This is a genomic window from Helicobacter pylori (assembly GCA_008032935.1).
Taxonomy (GTDB): Bacteria; Campylobacterota; Campylobacteria; order Campylobacterales; family Helicobacteraceae; genus Helicobacter; species Helicobacter pylori_CX.
In genome coordinates this window covers 115,166-132,495 of sequence record CP032039.1, presented here as the reverse complement: position 1 = coordinate 132,495, position 17,330 = coordinate 115,166, and the positions used below count along the sequence as shown (strand labels likewise).

The 17,330-nt window shown below is 39.5% G+C and carries 13 protein-coding genes, 1 tRNA gene and 3 pseudogenes; 7 read left to right on the top strand and 10 right to left on the bottom strand.

Annotated elements, in window-relative coordinates:
* Positions 1–126: 126 nt before the first annotated feature.
* Positions 127–312, bottom strand: a pseudogene (locus D2C78_00675) (hypothetical protein).
* Between the two features lie 70 nt (positions 313–382).
* Here D2C78_00675 and D2C78_00670 point away from each other — a divergent pair.
* From D2C78_00670 to D2C78_00660, 3 genes are all read left to right on the top strand, one after another.
* Positions 383–640, top strand: coding sequence for a hypothetical protein (locus tag D2C78_00670; GenBank protein QEF34635.1), 258 nt, complete (start codon positions 383–385; stop codon positions 638–640).
* 10 nt (positions 641–650) lie between these two features.
* Positions 651–2,384, top strand: coding sequence for an outer membrane beta-barrel protein (locus D2C78_00665; protein ID QEF34634.1), 1,734 nt, complete (start codon positions 651–653; stop codon positions 2,382–2,384).
* A gap of 257 nt (positions 2,385–2,641) precedes the next feature.
* Positions 2,642–4,423 carry a dentin sialophosphopreproprotein gene (locus D2C78_00660; protein ID QEF34633.1) on the top strand — a complete coding sequence of 594 codons (1,782 nt, stop codon included), beginning with the start codon at positions 2,642–2,644 and terminating at the stop codon, positions 4,421–4,423.
* A gap of 376 nt (positions 4,424–4,799) precedes the next feature.
* On the opposite strand, the gene D2C78_00655 is transcribed toward D2C78_00660, so the two are convergent.
* The 3 genes from D2C78_00655 to rplM all read right to left on the bottom strand — a co-directional run bounded on the left by D2C78_00655 (position 4,800) and on the right by rplM (position 7,776).
* Positions 4,800–6,821: a methyl-accepting chemotaxis protein gene (locus D2C78_00655; protein QEF34632.1), complete on the bottom strand. Its 2,022-nt coding sequence runs from the start codon at positions 6,819–6,821 to the stop codon at positions 4,800–4,802.
* 143 nt (positions 6,822–6,964) lie between these two features.
* Positions 6,965–7,354 (bottom strand): 30S ribosomal protein S9, encoded by a 390-nt coding sequence (locus D2C78_00650; protein QEF34631.1) that lies wholly within the window; start codon positions 7,352–7,354, stop codon positions 6,965–6,967.
* Positions 7,351–7,776 (bottom strand): 50S ribosomal protein L13, encoded by a 426-nt coding sequence (gene rplM / locus D2C78_00645; GenBank protein QEF34630.1) that lies wholly within the window; start codon positions 7,774–7,776, stop codon positions 7,351–7,353. The genes D2C78_00650 and rplM overlap by 4 nt, the downstream gene beginning before the upstream one ends.
* A 170-nt stretch (positions 7,777–7,946) precedes the next feature.
* Between rplM and D2C78_00640 the strand changes: the two are divergent.
* Positions 7,947–8,151, top strand: a pseudogene (locus D2C78_00640) (hypothetical protein).
* Positions 8,152–8,164: 13 nt separating this feature from the next.
* Here the strand turns inward: D2C78_00640 and D2C78_00635 are convergent.
* The 6 genes from D2C78_00635 to fabD form a co-directional block, all read right to left on the bottom strand.
* Positions 8,165–8,353, bottom strand: a complete 189-nt coding sequence (locus tag D2C78_00635; GenBank protein QEF34629.1) for a hypothetical protein — start codon at positions 8,351–8,353, stop codon at positions 8,165–8,167.
* Between the two features lie 6 nt (positions 8,354–8,359).
* Positions 8,360–9,712, bottom strand: a complete 1,353-nt coding sequence (locus tag D2C78_00630; protein QEF34628.1) for an FAD-dependent oxidoreductase — start codon at positions 9,710–9,712, stop codon at positions 8,360–8,362.
* A gap of 53 nt (positions 9,713–9,765) precedes the next feature.
* Positions 9,766–11,139: a hypothetical protein gene (locus D2C78_00625; protein ID QEF34627.1), complete on the bottom strand. Its 1,374-nt coding sequence runs from the start codon at positions 11,137–11,139 to the stop codon at positions 9,766–9,768.
* 19 nt (positions 11,140–11,158) lie between these two features.
* Entirely contained in the window at positions 11,159–13,201 is a 2,043-nt protein-coding gene (gene rpoD, locus D2C78_00620) for an RNA polymerase sigma factor RpoD (protein QEF34626.1), read from the bottom strand.
* Between the two features lie 222 nt (positions 13,202–13,423).
* Positions 13,424–14,119 carry a 5'-methylthioadenosine/adenosylhomocysteine nucleosidase gene (locus D2C78_00615; protein ID QEF34625.1) on the bottom strand — a complete coding sequence of 232 codons (696 nt, stop codon included), beginning with the start codon at positions 14,117–14,119 and terminating at the stop codon, positions 13,424–13,426.
* A 10-nt stretch (positions 14,120–14,129) separates the two neighbouring features.
* A complete protein-coding gene (gene fabD / locus D2C78_00610; protein ID QEF34624.1) occupies positions 14,130–15,059 on the bottom strand; it encodes a [acyl-carrier-protein] S-malonyltransferase in 930 nt (309 codons plus the stop codon).
* Between the two features lie 132 nt (positions 15,060–15,191).
* Between fabD and D2C78_00605 the strand changes: the two genes are divergently transcribed.
* The 3 genes and pseudogenes from D2C78_00605 to D2C78_00595 all read left to right on the top strand — a co-directional run bounded on the left by D2C78_00605 (position 15,192) and on the right by D2C78_00595 (position 17,322).
* Positions 15,192–15,283: transfer RNA gene (locus tag D2C78_00605), tRNA-Ser, on the top strand.
* 217 nt (positions 15,284–15,500) lie between these two features.
* A pseudogene (locus D2C78_00600) lies at positions 15,501–16,494 on the top strand (hypothetical protein).
* Positions 16,495–16,497: 3 nt separating this feature from the next.
* On the top strand, positions 16,498–17,322 hold the full coding sequence (locus D2C78_00595; protein QEF34623.1) for a site-specific DNA-methyltransferase: 825 nt from the start codon (positions 16,498–16,500) through the stop codon (positions 17,320–17,322).
* Positions 17,323–17,330: the final 8 nt, after the last annotated feature.

The following is a 17,330-nucleotide window of genomic DNA, read 5'->3' as shown; positions in this document are numbered from 1 at the left end:
TATTATTATAGCCTTATCACGATAGCCACCCATTACGACCAAAAACCCTAAAAGCTCTAAATTTTCGCCCCACAAAAACAGCGCAAGAGCTTCAATAAAATCTAGTTAAATATAATTTTAAATTCTTTATATATATAAATACATTTTTAAAAAATAAAACGATTTATTTAACCCATTCTTAACAAAAAATTCACTTTTTTGTGGTATAACTCCAAAGCTCAATATTTTGTAAGAGCGAATTGTATTCTGTAGAAGCGAATGTATTCAAGGACAACTCTCAAATTTTGATAGCTCCCTATATTTTTGCGCCATAGCATGAATGCAATAAAAGAATGCAATAAAAAAAGAAATTCTTAGGATTTCTTACATTAAGGAGTTTTAAATGAAAAAGGTTTTTTTAGGTATGGCGTTAGCCTTTAGTGTGTCCATGGCAGAAAAAAGCGGCGCGTTTTTAGGAGGGGGGTTTCAATATTCTAATTTAGAAAACCAAAACACCACCCGCACCCCAGGCGCTAACAATAACACCCCGATAGACACTTCAATGTTTGGCAGTAATCAAGTAGCTCCAGCCCAAGAAACGCAAAGCGTTCCCAAACCGGACACTAAAGTCAATCCAAGCGCAAGCTGGATGAAAAAATAAGAAAGAAGTTATGAAAAAGTCATTCAAAAAATTAGGCTTTGTCTCTTTGGCGGCTAGTGGCGTGCTTTTAGGGAGCATGAACGCTACCGATTTACAAACCTACGCAGCATTGCAAAAACCATCGCATGTTTTTGGTAATTATGCTGAAAAGGATAAGGATAGTAAATTAACAAGCGATTCACCAACGCAACAACAAGCCCAAACTCAAGCCCAAAACACCGCTTCTACTGACAACACAACCGCCACAACTGATGAAGCTTATACAACAAGCGCTGACACTACTGTAGCTGGTGCGGCTCAAAAAGTAGAAACCGATAACACAGCCGTTCAAAACGATGAAAAAACTTTAAAAACAGATGTAGCTAAAGTTCAAGCTGATGCTAGCACTAAAGATTTTGATGAAACCACTTTTAAAGCCGATCAAGCAACAGAACAAACCGCTGAAACAACTTTAAAAAATGATGAAAATCAGCTCACTAAAGATCAAAGCACTTTAGAAACAGCGCTAAAAGATCAGACACCATCAACCCCATCAACCCCACCAGCTAAAAAAGATGAAACAAGTGGCAGTGGCGATAAAGACCAACACACGGCTTCAAATGGCACACCAAGTTCAAGCGGCACACCAAGCGCTAGTGGGAGTTCCGTGGCAAGCCAGCTAACCAAAGATACCACTATGGTTAATAATCTTAAGAGCGTGAGCGTGAGTGGCATGAACACCACTTTAAGTGGGGTAGAAACCATGTCTCAACAAACCGCAACGATCAGCACTCTTTTAAGCGGTAATCCTAGTTTAGGCAGTGTGATTCCTAACGCTCAAGGGCTAAACAGCGCATTTAGCGCATTAGAAAGCGCTCAAAACACTTTAAAAGGCTATTTAAATTCTTCTAGTGCGACGATCGGGCAATTGACAAACGGCTCTAATGCGGTTGTGGGCGCGTTAGATAAAGCTATCAATCAAGTGGATATGGCTTTGGCCGATCTTAGTGCAGCTGATACGCAAAAAACGCAAGCCGTTACGCTTGCAGTTGCTAGTGATAGCGCAACGACAACAACAGATACTATCAATTTCTTAAACGCACTAAAAAGCAATCTAATGGCTCAAAAAGACGCTTTCATGAATGTGCATAAAAACATTCAAACCGCTGTCGCTCAAGCCCAAGCAACCTACACGCCAAGCGTGATCAACACCAATAATTACGGGCAAATGTATGGGGTAGATGCGATGGCAGGGTATAAGTGGTTCTTTGGCAAAACCAAACGCTTTGGCTTTAGGTCTTATGGATACTACAGCTATAACCATGCGAATTTAAGCTTTGTGGGGAGCCAGCTTGGAATCATGGAAGGCGCGTCTCAAGTGAATGACTTCACTTATGGCGTGGGCTTTGATGCACTCTATAACTTCTATGAAAGTAAAGAGGGTTATAACACAGCAGGGTTGTTCTTAGGCTTTGGGTTAGGAGGGGATTCGTTTATCGTCCAAGGAGAGAGCCACTTAAAATCTCAAATGCAAATTTGCAACAACACGGCAGGCTGTTCAGCGAGCATGAACACGAGCTATTTCCAAATGCCTGTTGAATTTGGTTTTAGGAGCAATTTTTCTAAACACAGCGGGATTGAAGTGGGCTTTAAATTGCCTTTATTTACCAACCAATTCTATAAAGAAAGGGGCGTAGATGGATCGGTGGATGTGTTCTATAAAAGGAACTTCTCTATCTATTTCAACTACATGATCAACTTCTAATCCTTTTTCTTCTTTATCAATAGAGGGTTTTCTCTCTGTTGGTTTCTTTTTTCTTTTTTTTTTGCGGTGTTTGTTTTGTTGTGTTGGGGGGTTAGGTTTTTGTTTAGAGAGAGGGTTTTTTGAAAACTAAAGAAGCGCTTAAAACAGTACCTTTTGTTTTAAGGTTTTATTTTTTACTTTGGCTTGTTTTTTAAAAGTCATTTTGATTTCTAAAAATAGTCTATAATGCTTCCAACAGATATTTTTTAAGGTTATCAATGAAAGCTATAAAAATACTTTTTATGATGATACTCAGTTTAAACGCTATTAGCGTGAATAGGGCGTTGTTTGACTTAAAAGATTCGCAATTAAAAGGGGAATTAACGCCAAAAATAGTGAATTTTGGGGGTTATAAAAGCAGCACCACAGAGTGGGGAGCTACGGCTTTAAACTATATCAATGCGGCTAATGGCGATGCGAAAAAATTCAGCGCGCTAGTGGAAAAAATGCGTTTTAACTCTGGCATCTTGGGGAATTTAAGAGCACATGCGCATTTAAGGCAAGCCCTAAAATTGCAAAAGAATTTGAAATATTGCCTTAAAATCATCGCTAGGGATTCTTTTTATAGTTACCGCACCGGTATTTATATCCCCTTAGGCATTTCTTTAAAAGATCAAAAAACGGCTCAAAAAATGCTCGCTGATTTGAGCGTGGTAGGGGCGTATCTTAAAAAACAACAAGAGAATGAAAAGGCTCAAAGCCCTTATTATAGGAGCAACAACTATTACAACTCTTACTATAGCCCTTATTATGGCATGTATGGCATGTATGGAATGGGAATGTATGGAATGTATGGCATGGGCATGTATGATTTTTATGACTTTTATGATGGCATGTATGGATTCTACCCTAACATGTTTTTCATGATGCAAGTTCAAGATTACTTGATGTTAGAAAATTATATGTATGCGATCGATCAAGAAGAGATTTTAGACCATGACGATTCTGTTAATCAACTTGATACGCCTACTGATGATGACAGAGATGATAAGGACGATAAATCCTTACAACAGGCTAATCTCATGAGCTTTTATCGTGATCCCAAATTCAGCAAAGGCATTCAAACCAACCGCTTGAATAGTGCTTTAGTCAATTTAGACAACAGCCGCATGCTCAAAGACAATTCGCTTTTCCACACTAAAGCCATGCCCACTAAAAGCGTGGATGCGATAACTTCTCAAGCCAAAGAGCTTAACCATTTAGTGGGGCAAATCAAAGAAATGAAGCAAGACGGGGCGAGTCCTAGTAAGATTGATTCAGTTGTCAATAAAGCTATGGAAGTGAGGGATAAATTAGACAATAATTTAAACCAGCTAGACAATGACTTAAAAGATCAAAAAGGGCTTTCAAGCGAGCAACAAGCTCAAGTGGATAAAGCCCTAGACAGCGTGCAACAATTAAGCCATAGCAGCGATGTGGTGGGGAATTATTTAGACGGGAGTTTGAAAATTGATGGCGATGATAGAGATGATTTGAATGATGCGATGAATAACCCCATGCAACAACCTGCGCAACAAACGCCCACCAACAACATGGGCAACACCCATGCAAATGACAGCAAGGATCAAGGGGGTAACGCGCTCATAAACCCTAACAGCACCACTAACACCGATGACACTCACACCGACGATACTCACACTGATACTAATGCCACAAACGATACCAGCGCCACTGACACCCCCACTGATGATAAAGATGCTGGCGGCATGAACAATACCGGCGATATGAATAATACCGATACCGGCAACACGGACACCGGCAATACTGATACCGGTAACACTGATGATGCGAGCAACATGAACAACGGCAACGATGATATGGGTAACACTAATGACGACATGAGCAACGGCAACGACATGGGCGATGACATGAGCAACGCGAACGACATGAACGATGACATGGGTAATAGCAACGATGACATGGGCGATATGGGGGATATGAACGATGATATGGGTGGCGACATGGGAGACATGGGGGATATGGGCGATATGGGGAATTGAGATTAACTCCAAGAATATCAAAGAGTGATAGCTAAAACTTTAAGGAATGTTTTTATAGTAAAAATGATTCTTTTAAGGTGGTAGGGGTATTTTGCGATGAAAACCCCTTTTAACCCCCAACTAACTCCCCTAAAAACGCTTTTTAAAATCCAATCAAAGCTTTTTATCATCAAACTAGTGCAAAAAACTCCGTCCTTTAGGGTGCAAGATGTAAGCGCTTAGGCTATATTCAAGCTAACAAAATACCTCTAGTCTTTTTAGGGTAAGAAATGCCCATGCAGACCTTAAAGAGTCTTTCGCATTAGCGTTCGTTAGGGCGAAAGCCCCTTGCTTTAGGCGGTTTTATATTTTAGATGCTCAAAATTAAAAGCAGAAATTAAAATTTCTTCTTGCTCACGTCTTCTAAAATATCTTGGGAGATCCTATCAATTTTAGTGCTGACTTGTAAAGAATAATTAGCGATAGTCAAATTATCCTGCACATCTTGTTGCAAGGCGTTAATGGAGTTGTGGATGTTTTCTACGCCCTTGTTTTGCATTTTAATAGACTCAGCGTTATCGGCAATGCTTTGAACTAAAATATTGATATTGGCTTCAATCTCGCTGAGCGATTTTTGCGTCCTTTCAGCGAGCTTCCTCACTTCATCAGCCACCACCGCAAAGCCTCTGCCATGCTCACCGGCCCTTGCGGCTTCAATAGCGGCGTTTAGGGCTAATAAATTCGTTTGATCGGCAATATCTCTAATCATATCCACCACGCTTTTAATGTCTTCACCTTGAGAGATCATCTCTTGGCTTTTAGAATCAATTGTTGTGATAATATTAGTGATTTCTTCTAAGGATTGGGTGGTGTTTTTCAGGCTTCTTTCTTGCTTGTGGGCGGTTTTAGTCAAGTTATCCACGCAAGTTTTTAAATCTTTGGATTCATGATTGAGCGCGTTCGCAAACCCTAAAGAAGCTTTAAGCATGCTAGAAATTTCTTGCCCTAAAGTGTTGAGCGCTTTTTCCATGTTGGCTTTGGGGTTTTGGATGTGGTGGGTGAAATCCAGGTTTTTATAATGCTCTAGGGCGTTATTTAGGGCTTCAATATTGGCGCCAATTTGGTTGCGGAAATACTGGATAATGCTATTAATCGTGTTTCTTAAAGCTTGCAAATCTTTATTTTTAGGCACGCATGCGATTTCTTGCGTGAAATCCCCACTTTCTACAAAATTAGCCACTTCAATGCTGTTTTGAAGGGCTTTATTATCGGCTTGAATGTTTTCTTGGGTTTTAAGGATATTTTCATTAATGGAAGCTTGCATCTGCCCGATTTCATCATAAGCGCTTGGGGGCGTTAGGCTTATGGCATGGTTATTTTTGGGGTTATTGAGCAGGTTGAAAAAATCATTTAGGGTGTTATTGACCCTACTGATGCGTTTGGTTATGAGACTGGAAATGATGATAAAGACTAAAAGGGCTAACACCAGCACGCCTAAAATCAAAGTGGTGATAATAATGAATTTGGTGTTTGTCGCTTCTTTAAAGACTAAAGATTTATTGACATATTTTCCGATTGCCCAACGCCAATGATTGCCGTTATTCCCTTTTTCTTCAAAAAAATCAAAGGGCTGTATGGCTAAAAAGGTTTCTGTATTCCCGCTCAATGAATGGTAGCTCAAAGTGCCCGCTTCGTTTTGATTGTAATACTCCACAGCTTTAGCGACTCGTTTGTCCGGATTGATAGTGCTTAAAATCTTATCTTGAATCTCACGATTAGGGTTGATTAAAATCCTGCCGTCTTTCCCCATTAAAAAGGTGTTGCTCTTTTTCTTGCCTATTACATCGGTATAAAAAGCGTCAATGTTTAAAAAGAGGTTCAGCGCGCCTATCACATTTTGATTTTTACCCGTTAGGGGGAGGGTAATATCCATGCCATAGATTTTATCGCCATTAACCTCTTTATAATAGGGATCTGAACGGGTTATACTTTTGAGCGAATGGATTTGATTAATCATGTTTTCATTGAGCGTGGTGTTAGGGTAGGCGATTTTTGAATCCATGTTCATTGCAGTGATAATTCGTTCATTATTATTCGTATAAATCGCGCTAATCAATAACACATGAGGGTTTGCCAGCAAAAACTCAGAGAGCATGTGCTTTTTTAGGGTGTCGTTGATAGCGTTATTTTCATCGCTTAAGAATTTTTCAAGGGTGTTAGCACCCATAAAAATACGCTTCATAATACCTTGAATTTTAAAACTGACTAACTGAGCCTTTTTTTGCAACAATTCTGTGGCTTGGCTTTGCAACACGCTTTCAACCTTGTAGCTGATAATAACGCCCATAACAGCGCTAATGACAATAACAACCGCACACACCATCATGACAATTTTAGAACCAATTCTTGTAGATTTCATTCCCTTTGCCCTTTTAAAACTATTGATAGAGAACGATTATTATACACTAATTAATTTTGAAATTTTAATAAAACAAGAGAGAAAAAAAGCAGAAAATGAAAGAGAGCCAAAGCTCCCCCAAAGAAGAGCTAAAGAAATAAAAATTATCTTTTGGAGAACTGCGGGCTTCTTCTGGCCTTTCTTTTACCATATTTTTTGCGTTCAACCACCCTTGAATCCCTAGTGAGCAAGCCTTTAGGTTTTAAAATGGCTCTAAAAGCAATATCATGAGCGTTCAAGGCTTTAGAAATGCCATGCCTTAAGGCTTCCGCTTGCGCTGAGTAGCCCCCACCAAAAACCACCGCTTTAATATCCACAGATTGCTCTTGTTTGGTTAAAAGTAAGGGCTGCATGACTTTCATTTTAATGGCTTCATGCCCGCCTAACCATTGATTCAGGCTCTGCTCATTGATACTCAATTCGCCTTTACCCGGAGTGAGCCACACTTTAGCGATAGCGGTTTTTCTTTTACCGGTAGCATAGATTTTTCTCATTTAGCGTCCTTTTTGCTAGTTTGTGCGGTGTGAGGGTGCTTATCATCGCGATAAACTTTGAGTTTTTTAATCATCGCTTTCCCTAATTTCGTTTTAGGGAGCATGCCCCTAACGGCTAAGTGGTAGAGCTTTTCAGGGGTTTTTTCTAGCATTTCTTGGAGAGTCTTGCTCTTAGTGCTACCAAAATAGCCTGAATGGGTAAAATACTCTTTATCCTCTAATTTCATGCCTGAAAATTTAACCTTATTAGCGTTGATAACCACCACAAAATCCCCACAATCCACATTAGGGGTGTAAAAAGGGCGGTGTTTGCCTCTTAAAAGCACAGCGATTTCAGTGATCAAGCGGCCAAAAACTTTGTCTTTAGCGTCTAAAACGACCCAATCACGAACGATGTCATTGACTTTAGCGGTCTTTGTCATGAGAATCCTTTGATAAAATTAAAGCACTCATTATAAGGAAATAAGCTTAAATATTGCTGAATTTAAGGAAAGTTTAAAGTTTGAAAATAGGTTTTTTAAAAAATTTGTTTGATTGCTTTTAATTTTATGGTCAAACTCATTTTTTAAGTAAAACGCATTTTCTTAAAAGAATAGGGGGGTATTTTACAATAACCCTCCCCTACAACCCCCAACTAAAAACCCCCTAACCCCAAAAAGACTGCTTTTAAGGAGGCTATCACTTGCTTTTCGCAAGCTCTTTTAAGGAGGCTATCACTTGCTTTTCGCAAGCTCTTTTATTGTATTTATTTTAAAAAATGCCTTTAAGCTTTTTTTAATTTTGTTACTCATGCTTAATAAGCCAAAGTCTTTATTTTTGCCCTTGATTAAGCCTTTCTTCTATCTTTTTGATTTGTTGGCTCATTTTAGCGCTCGCGTTGATTTGATTGATGAGCATGTAAAGGTTTATTATCATCAAAAGCACCACCACAATCCCTAAAAAAAACACGATTTGAACGGCTTTTTTAGCGATTTCTCGGGCTTCTTGTTCTTTTTGCATGCGTTTTTAATTTTCCAATTCTTCTGGGGATAAATCTTTATAAAAGCGTTCTAATTCAAAGCTCTCGCCCAAATACGCAGCGATTTCTTGGGAATCCACAAGGGCGTTTTGCAAGCAGCTCGTCGCGCCTGGAGAGGGGGTCATGTTGAAAGTGATGCCTTTATGGGTACAAATCTTTTTTTCGCCTAATTCCAGCTTTCGCTTGGTTCTGTCTAAAACTTGCGGGCGCACTTCGCCAAAACCATGAGCGTATTCTAAATCTTCTAGGCTAAGAGAGGGGATGATTTTTTGAGCGTCTTTTAAAAATTTCCTTTTACCGATAATAGGCAATTCAAAAACCATGTTTTTAAACACATAATTACGGATTTCTTTATCGCTCATCAAATCAAACGCGATCTTAAACACATCTTTATTCAAATCCATTTTCAACAATTCCAAGCTAATGCCCTTGAGCCAGCATTTGTTGCGCTCTAATTTAGGCATCGTTAAAGCGGTAGGCCCGATTCGTGTTTTTCCTTTAATGACCGCATCAGGGTCGCCATGCACGGCTGCAAAAGGGAGTTTGGGGTTTTGAACGGTATAAACCTTACCCCTTAATAAATCCGGCACAAAATAAAAGCTGCCCGCCACAGGCAAGCACCCTAAATCCAGGCCATAGCCCATGCTCTGAGCCAAAGGCAAAGCGTAAGAGCCGGCATTGACCAGCACGAATTTAGCATACACTTCTTCAGCGTCTTCTGAAATTACGGCGTAAGTGTCGTTGCGTTTTTCAATCTTTTTCACTTTGAAATTCAAAAACACCTGGTTGTTAGGCTTTAATTTTAGGGCTTCTTCAACGAAGTTTTCACTCAACTTCGCAAAATTCATGGTGCTCCAATCTTTTTGATAACCATGCCCGACAATATTTTCATGCCTGTCTATGCCATTAGCCCCTAAAATCACATTAGGCTCTAATTCTTTAATCTTTTGCTTGTCAAATTCTTCCAACCCCACAAAGATTTCTTTAAAGGATTCGTAGCGTTTTTTCATGAACTCGCATTCTTCATCGCCCACGCCTATAGCCATTTTCTGGGTTTCAAAGATCACTTCATTTTGCAAGCCTTTATTGAGCGCGTATTGTCTGGTCTTATAAGCGCTCAAACGCACTTTTTTAGCTTTTTCGGGAGTGTAATTCGTTTCAATAGAGCCATCATGAATGGTTTGTGAATTAGCCTTAGCGCTAGAGCTGATTTGAGCTAATTTAGAGCATTTTTCCACGATAGCCACGCGTTTTAAAGAGCTGTATTCGCTCAAAGTATAAAAGGTCGCGCACCCTGAAACCCCACCTCCAATAATAACAGCATCAAATTCCATACTCATTGTCTTTCTCCAAATGTTTTAAATTGATAAATCGTAATCATAGTACAAGAAAATCAATTCGCATTCAAAGGGCTTGAAGTTTTATTGACAAAATCTTTCAAATCGCTCATTCCAAGCACCCTATCAATCAATAATTTCTTTTTAGAAAACGCCCCATTGTGTTCTTCAGCTAGCCATAACGAAGTGATCACCACGCCTCCTATTTTATGGCTCAAGGTTTTAAAATGCTTTTGGGTTTGCACCGACCAAATGCTGTGAGCGACTATCGCTTGATGGTTGTGTGCGCCTAAATAGAGCATGATATGCCCTTTTAAATAAATGAGCGTTCCAAAAGGCGTGGCGTTTTTAAGGATATAGTCTTCTTTTTCTTTGGCTTTCATAGAGCTTAAATCCACATAATTGTTCGCGTAACGGCTTTGCGCGTAGGAATTTCTGGGGAGCAAAATGCCAAAATTAGCAAAACTATCCCTAGTGAAAGCCGAGCAATCCCTGTTACCTAATAGCCCCCCCCAGCCGTATTTTTGCCCTAGCATGGTGTCTATAAAATACGCCATGTTCTCGCTGTTAAAAGCCTTAGGGAAAACAAAAAAATCCTTTTCATCTAAGATCACGCTTTGTAAAGCTGCATAACCCTTAGCGTCCCTCAAAAAACCATAGGCTTTCAATTCCTTTTTTTGGGGTTTTTGAGATGCGTTTTGACTTTGGGGGATGAGAGCGAACAATTCGCCCACCCTAGCATTGGTGTAAAAATCCCCATAGTCTGTATAAAGGGGGATTTTATCTTTTATAGGCATGACATAGTTTTTAAGCTTGGTTAAAAGCTCTATGTCTTTATCGTGCATGTAAGCTAAATCGCTAACTTTGATCCAACCATAAACAAAACTGCTCTGAATGTGGGCATAAGTTTTATCTAGATTAAAATGCGTGATTAAAACCGGCGTGCCTTGAAAAATCAAGGAATTTTGATACCTGTCAAAAGGGTAGCCTTTTGGAGAAAGATAATAAGGTTTGTTAGTAGGCACAGCCCTTACATCGCTATCTCGCACCACAACAGCCTTAATCTTAGTGCTCGGGTAACGCTCAATATCCATGCTTTTAATAAGCTTATCATTGAAAGCTTTTGCGTTGGGTTTTAGATCTTCGCCATAACCGGTGGATTTATTCATCTCTTTGAGAATCCAAAACACTTCTTTTTTATTGCTTTTGATTTTCGCATCTAGCCATGGGGAATACCACGCTTTGAGATAGCTCTCTTTTAGGTTTTCTCTTAACGCTTGGGGGTCAATGCTTTGGTTATTATGACTGCTATTTTGAGAGCTTGCAAGATAGCTTGAAGCCTCTTGGGGCAAGGATAAATCTTTGAGCGTGAAATCCTTTTGCATGCAACCCACAAACAAAAACAAGAAAACTACAAGAAAATAACGCATGCTTTAGAGAACCTTAATATCAAATGCGCAAATAGTTTCTTAAAATGCGCCCGTATTGCGGGCTTCTCAATTTTTTGATCGCAGAGCTTTCAATCTGGCGCACCCTTTCTCTAGTAACATTCAATTCCTTGCCGATTTCTTCTAAAGTTCGATCGCTTTCATCGTCTAAAAGCCCAAAACGCATGCGGATCACCGCTTTTTCTCGCTCATTCAACTGATCCAAAACGCTTTCAATTTGCGCTTTCAAATCTTCGCGCATGATGTGATCAATGGAGCTAACGATATTTTTATCTTCCACGAAATCCCCAAATTTGCCGTCATCATCATTGCCGACTGGGGTTTCCAAACTGATAGGCTCTTTAGTAACCTTAATCACATTCTTCACTTTATCTAACGAAAGCCCCACTTCTTCAGCCACCACTTCCAAATCAGGCTCCTTGCCGTTTTCTTGAATGTGTTTGCGCATGACTTTATTGATGCGATTGATGGTGTCAATCATGTGAATGGGGATGCGGATAGTGCGGGCTTGATCGGCTATGGCTCTGCTGATAGCTTGCTTGACCCACCAGGTCGCATAGGTAGAAAACTTGAAGCCCTTTTCATGCTCAAACTTATCCACTGCTTTCATCAAGCCGATATTGCCCTCTTGAATCAAATCCAAGAAGGGTAAGCCTCTGCTCGTGAATCGTTTAGCGATGCTCACCACCAACCTTAAATTGGATTTAGCCATTTTGTTTTTAGCGCGATCGGAAATCAATTTCCCTCTTTTGATTTGCTCTAAAATTTCTTTTAGCTTGTTGGGGGCTAAATCAAAGCCCTCTTCGCTCGCTTCTTTAGTCAAAAAGAGTTTTTTGAGATCCATATACACGCTCACCATGGTCGCTTCTGGCACTTGAGCGACAATATCTTCTTTAGTCATGTTAGTGATATTGGCAAGGATTTTTTTATGGTTAGCGATGAGAGTGTCATTGAATAAGGGCAATTTGTATTCCAAGCGTTTCAACTCTTTTTCAAACCCATCGCCGCTTTTTAAAGTGGTCTCCATCGTTCTGACTAATTCATTAATCAGTTTGCTGGTAGGCTCTAAGTCATAGAGTCTGTCTTTGAGCGTTTGGCGTTTGTAAGCTAGGGTCAATGAACGCACCAATTCGTCTTCTTTTTCATCTATGGGGGCTTCAAGGGCTTTAAGCCATTCTTTTTTAGCCTTGTCTAGGGCTTTAAAGCTTTCTTGAACCTTTTCTACACGCTTCTTGTCTTTTTCAGAAACGACTTTTTTCCTTTCTTCGTTTTCTTCATCTTCTTCGCCGTCGTCATCTTTTTTAGAATCGTTCACGCTATTTTCATCGTCATCATCAAAGCTCCTAAAAAGCTCTTTAACCCTTCTTTCACGATTGATTAAAGCGTCTTTATACGCATAGATAAAATCAATCAAATACGGCACCGAGCAAATCGCATCTAAAATAATGTCTTCACCCAAGCGGATTTGCTTGCTCAATTCAATCTCTTCATCTTTGCTTAAAAGTTTTATATCCCCCATTTCACGCAAATACATGCGCACCGGGCTATCGCTTCTGCTCCACTCTAAAAAATCCTTTTCTTTCAAAAAGTCATAGCCATCTTCTAATTCTTCATCTAAAACTTTTTGCTTTTCTTCAGTTTTTTTAATCTTGTCAATCGCATTGAGTTTTTTAGCGTATTCTGAAGAGCTGACCAATTTCTTTTGGTATTTTTGGCACAACTCTTTGATTTTTTTGACTTGGGCTAGAGTGGGGACTTTCGCACTGATTTGAATGATAGACTCATAAGAAACGCAATCGCTTAAGGAATTAGCGAACAATTCTTCTAACGCTTCATTAAAACTAAGCTTTTTAACAGGAACGGGTTCTTTCGCTTTAGCTTCTTTGACTTTGCTTTCTTTGGTTTTGGCTTCTTTAAGTTTGCTTTCTTTAACTTTATTGCTTTCTTTATTATTCTCTTTAGCTTTGACTTCTTGTGTGGCTTCTGCTTTGGCTTCCTGTTTAGCTCTCTTGGGGGCTTTTTCTTCGTTAGCTTTCTTTTTCATTGGACACTCCATAAAATAAGAACCCATGCTTTCAATCAAAAGCTAGGTCCATAAGATAAGATACACCTATTCCTTTGCTATTTTACTAAAAAATAGCTTAAATTCTAATTATATTATTGGAATTTTTCCCCGCTTTATTAAATATTCATCACAAAATGTAAAAATACTAAAAAGCTTTTTTACATTCCACCACTCCATTCCATAACTCTATAAAAACAAACCCTAAAGCTCATCCACCATGCTTTTTAAAAATTTCGCTGAAGTTTGAGCGCTTTTTTCTAAAAATTCATCAAAGCTCATACCGGCTTCTTCATCAGCGTTATCGCTAATGCTCCTTAACACACAGCATGGCACGCCAAATTTTTGGCACACAAACGCCACGCTCGCCCCCTCCATTTCCACCGCGCTCGCCTTAAACTCGCTAACTAAAAACTCTTTCCTTTCTTTGCTATGCACAAACTGATCGCCTGATGCGATGACGCCTTCTTTGAGCGCGATATGTTGCTCATTAGCGATCTTTTTAGCTAGGGCGTTTAAACTTCCGCTCGTTTCAATAAAAATCGCGCTTTCGGGGATGAACCCTAAAGGGTGATCAAACGCGCTCAAATCCACATCATGCTGGACTAATTTTTGAGCCACTAACAAATCATTGATTTTTAGATCTTTAATTAAGCTTCCAGCCACCCCGCTAAAAAGCACCTTTTGAACGCCAAACGCTAAGATCATGCTCGTCGTGGTTAAAGTGGAATGCACCTTGCCAATCTTGCTATAAGCGACAATGATTTCCTTATCATTATAAACGCCTTTGTGGAAAACATTCCCCCCTAAAGGGATCTCTTCAAAACCCACGCCAAACAATTCTAGTATAGGGGTTATTTCTTCTCTCATCGCCCCCAAAATGCCAATTTTTTGCACCATTTTCTCCCCATCACACGTATTCTTCTAAAAATTCAATGGCTTCATCAAGCCCTTTATTATCCCCCACGCTTATAGTAGGCTTATTGCTCAATCGCTTGTTAAGCCCTTTTAACACACTCCCACAGCCTAATTCAAAAAAGACATCCACTCGGTCATTGTTGGATTTCACGCAGTCTTGATAACGCACCGGCTGAGTGAGTTGCAAGCTCAATAATTCAACGGCTTTTGCTTTGTTATGATACGCTTCATTAGTCGCGTTGGAGATGATTTCAAAATGGAATTTATCTTTCAGGCTTTTTTCTAGCAATTCCTGGAATTTAAAAATCATAGGCTCTAAAAAAGGGCAATGACTCGCCACGCTCATTTCTAAAAAAACCACCCTTTTAGCCCCCATTTCCTTTAAAGTCGGCTCTAGGGCTTTCAAATCGTCTTTAATCCCGGCTAAAACCACTTGCATGCCGCCATTGAAATTCGCGCACCACACGTTTTTGGTTCTTTGACACAAGCTCAAAAGACTCTCTTCAGAAACGCCCAAAACGACCATCATGGAAGCGTCTTTATTCGCGCACGCTTCTTGCATCATTTTGCCTCTTTGGTGCGTGAGTTTAAGGGCTTTTTCAAAATCTAACGCCCCGCTCAAAGACACCGCGCTCACTTCGCCGAGCGAATGCCCTAAAGCGAAAACGGGTTTTAACCCCCCATTTGCTTGCTTGTTGAGTAGTTGGTAAGCGATATAGCTCACTAAATAAATGGCAGGTTGGGTGTAAGCGCTCTCTTTTAAAAGCTCATTTTCTTCAAAAAGCGTTTTTTTCATATCCACTTTAAGCGCGTTAGAAGCCCTTTCAAACAATTCTTTAGCTAGGGTGTGGCTCTCATAGAACGATTTTCCCATTCCTATACATTGCGAGCCTTGCCCTGGAAATAATAGCGCGTATTGCATGGTGTTATCCTTTAAATTTTATTAATCCATAATTTAAGATTGTAACATAAAAGCCCTTAGTTTTGTTTAGAAACCATTAAAGTTTAAGGTTTATTTTAACTTATTTTTACTATAATTCTTCTACTTTTTGAAGGACAGGTGGGTGAGTTGGCTGAAACCACATCCCTGCTAAGGATGCGTAGCCGTCAAGGTTACCGAGGGTTCGAATCCCTCCCTGTCCGCCAGCCTTTTTGCCTTTAAAAACTTTTTGTTTAGAATGTATTAACGAGACACCATAGTTTCTAAGCATTCCTTTTACGACACTCCTTTTACAGATTTTACAAATACAAAATTTAGGTTGGGTGAAGAGAGACACCCAGCCTAAACCCTATCAATCCACTGCGGTATTTTCAAACATTTTGAGTATAATCGTTTCCACTACAACCATAAAAAAGAAAGAACATGACTTATAAAGAATTAGGTAAAAAAGTTTTAGAACAAGCAGGGAAGCCTTTGAGCGTTAAAGAAATTTTTGAGAAAGCTTGTGAAATGGGATTGGATAAAGAACGCAACGACGGAAAAATACTTTCTCATAGTCTTGGAAGTCAGCTTGGTGAACACGATATTCCTAACGACGAGAAGCAATTTTATGTTGCACGCAAAGAAAAAGGAACCCATTACTATTGGCCAAAATCTCGTGAAAGAGAATTTCCACCACAAGAAACCCCAGATTCCAAAGAAGAAGATGATGAACAGAGCGAGTGTTCAGGCACAGCTGAAAAACAAAAAAACCTCTCCTTATGAAGAGAAAGAAAAGAATTTGCACCCACTGCTTGTGAAATTCCTTGATGAAGATCCAAATTTCAGGCTCCTATGCAAAACCATCTACCATGAACCTTGTGAAAAAGGCAAAAGGGGGCAAAACAAATGGAATTATCCTGACATCGTGGGCGTGTATTTTCCCTATAATGAATATAAAAAAGAAACTTTGGAGTTTTTACGCCATACCGGTCAAAAAAGACACAAGCTTTTTTCCTTTGAGCTTAAAATTAGGATTAATTTTTCCAATCTGAAAGAAAGCTATTTCCAAGCGGTGAGCAATTCTACTTGGGCTAATGAAGGGTATTTGGTGGTTTTTGAAGAGATTAAAGATAAGGTTTTGGGCGAATTAAGGCGGCTCAACCAAAGCTTTGGTATAGGGGTTATCAAGCTGGAATCTGAAATTTCAAACTCCAAAATCTTGTTGCCAGCTAAAGAAAGGGAGGTTGATATACCCACACTTAACATGCTTGTAGAACGAAGTTCGAAGGATTTTAAGCCTTTTATGGAAAAAATTAACGAACAAATTGAAAAAGGACTTGATACGGCAGTGGATATGGAGGATTTTTTTGATGAAGTGCTTGATGATGAAGCAATGCAAAAACACATTAAAGATAAAGGCATTAAAGCAGAATAAAAAATGGGAGTGCCTTATCCTTCTTGCCCCATTTTTAAAAGTGCAGACGAGCTTTTCACCCTTTATCAAGGGGATTGCAATGAGGTTTTGCCCCAATTTGAAAATGCTTTTGATTTGATTTTTGCTGATCCGCCTTATTTCCTTTCTAATGACGGCTTAAGCATACAGAGCGGTAAAATTGTGAGCGTCAATAAAGGCGATTGGGATAAAGAAAATGGGATTAACGATATTGATGCATTCAATTACCAATGGATAAACAACGCCAAAAAGGCTTTAAAAAATACAGGAAGCCTTTTAATCAGCGGGACTTACCACAACATCTTTTCTTTGGGGCGCATTTTACAAAAATTGGATTTTAAGATTTTAAACCTCATCACTTGGCAAAAAACCAACCCTCCTCCCAATTTCAGCTGCCGTTATTTGACGCATTCAGCTGAGCAAATCATTTGGGCGAGAAAAAGCCACAAACACAAGCATGTTTTTAACTATGAGGTTTTAAAAAAGATCAATAATGATAAACAAATGCGCGATGTGTGGAGCTTCCCAGCGATCGCGCCTTGGGAAAAAGTTAATGGCAAGCACCCCACTCAAAAACCCCTCGCGCTGTTGGTGCGCTTGCTTTTAATGGCGAGCGATGAAAATTCTCTCATTGGCGATCCTTTTAGCGGGAGCTCCACCACAGGCATTGCGGCCAATCTTTTGAAGAGGGAATTTATCGGCATAGAAAAAGAAAGCGAATTTATCAAAATATCCATGAACAGAAAATTAGAATTAGACGCTCGCTATAAAGAAATCAAATCTAAAATTAAAGATTTAAACCACCAGTAAAGCCCCTT

Excerpts from the sequence above, each read along its gene's own strand:
- D2C78_00670 (QEF34635.1), top strand. The coding sequence starts at position 383 with ATGAAAAAGGTTTTTTTAGGTATGGCGTTAGCCTTTAGTGTGTCCATG.
- D2C78_00665 (QEF34634.1), top strand. The coding sequence starts at position 651 with ATGAAAAAGTCATTCAAAAAATTAGGCTTTGTCTCTTTGGCGGCTAGT.
- D2C78_00660 (QEF34633.1), top strand. The coding sequence starts at position 2,642 with ATGAAAGCTATAAAAATACTTTTTATGATGATACTCAGTTTAAACGCT.
- D2C78_00655 (QEF34632.1), bottom strand. The coding sequence starts at position 6,821 with ATGAAATCTACAAGAATTGGTTCTAAAATTGTCATGATGGTGTGTGCG.
- D2C78_00650 (QEF34631.1), bottom strand. The coding sequence starts at position 7,354 with ATGAGAAAAATCTATGCTACCGGTAAAAGAAAAACCGCTATCGCTAAA.
- rplM (QEF34630.1), bottom strand. The coding sequence starts at position 7,776 with ATGACAAAGACCGCTAAAGTCAATGACATCGTTCGTGATTGGGTCGTT.
- D2C78_00635 (QEF34629.1), bottom strand. The coding sequence starts at position 8,353 with ATGCAAAAAGAACAAGAAGCCCGAGAAATCGCTAAAAAAGCCGTTCAA.
- D2C78_00630 (QEF34628.1), bottom strand. The coding sequence starts at position 9,712 with ATGAGTATGGAATTTGATGCTGTTATTATTGGAGGTGGGGTTTCAGGG.
- D2C78_00625 (QEF34627.1), bottom strand. The coding sequence starts at position 11,139 with ATGCGTTATTTTCTTGTAGTTTTCTTGTTTTTGTTTGTGGGTTGCATG.
- rpoD (QEF34626.1), bottom strand. The coding sequence starts at position 13,201 with ATGAAAAAGAAAGCTAACGAAGAAAAAGCCCCCAAGAGAGCTAAACAG.
- D2C78_00615 (QEF34625.1), bottom strand. The coding sequence starts at position 14,119 with ATGGTGCAAAAAATTGGCATTTTGGGGGCGATGAGAGAAGAAATAACC.
- fabD (QEF34624.1), bottom strand. The coding sequence starts at position 15,059 with ATGCAATACGCGCTATTATTTCCAGGGCAAGGCTCGCAATGTATAGGA.
- D2C78_00595 (QEF34623.1), top strand. The coding sequence starts at position 16,498 with ATGGGAGTGCCTTATCCTTCTTGCCCCATTTTTAAAAGTGCAGACGAG.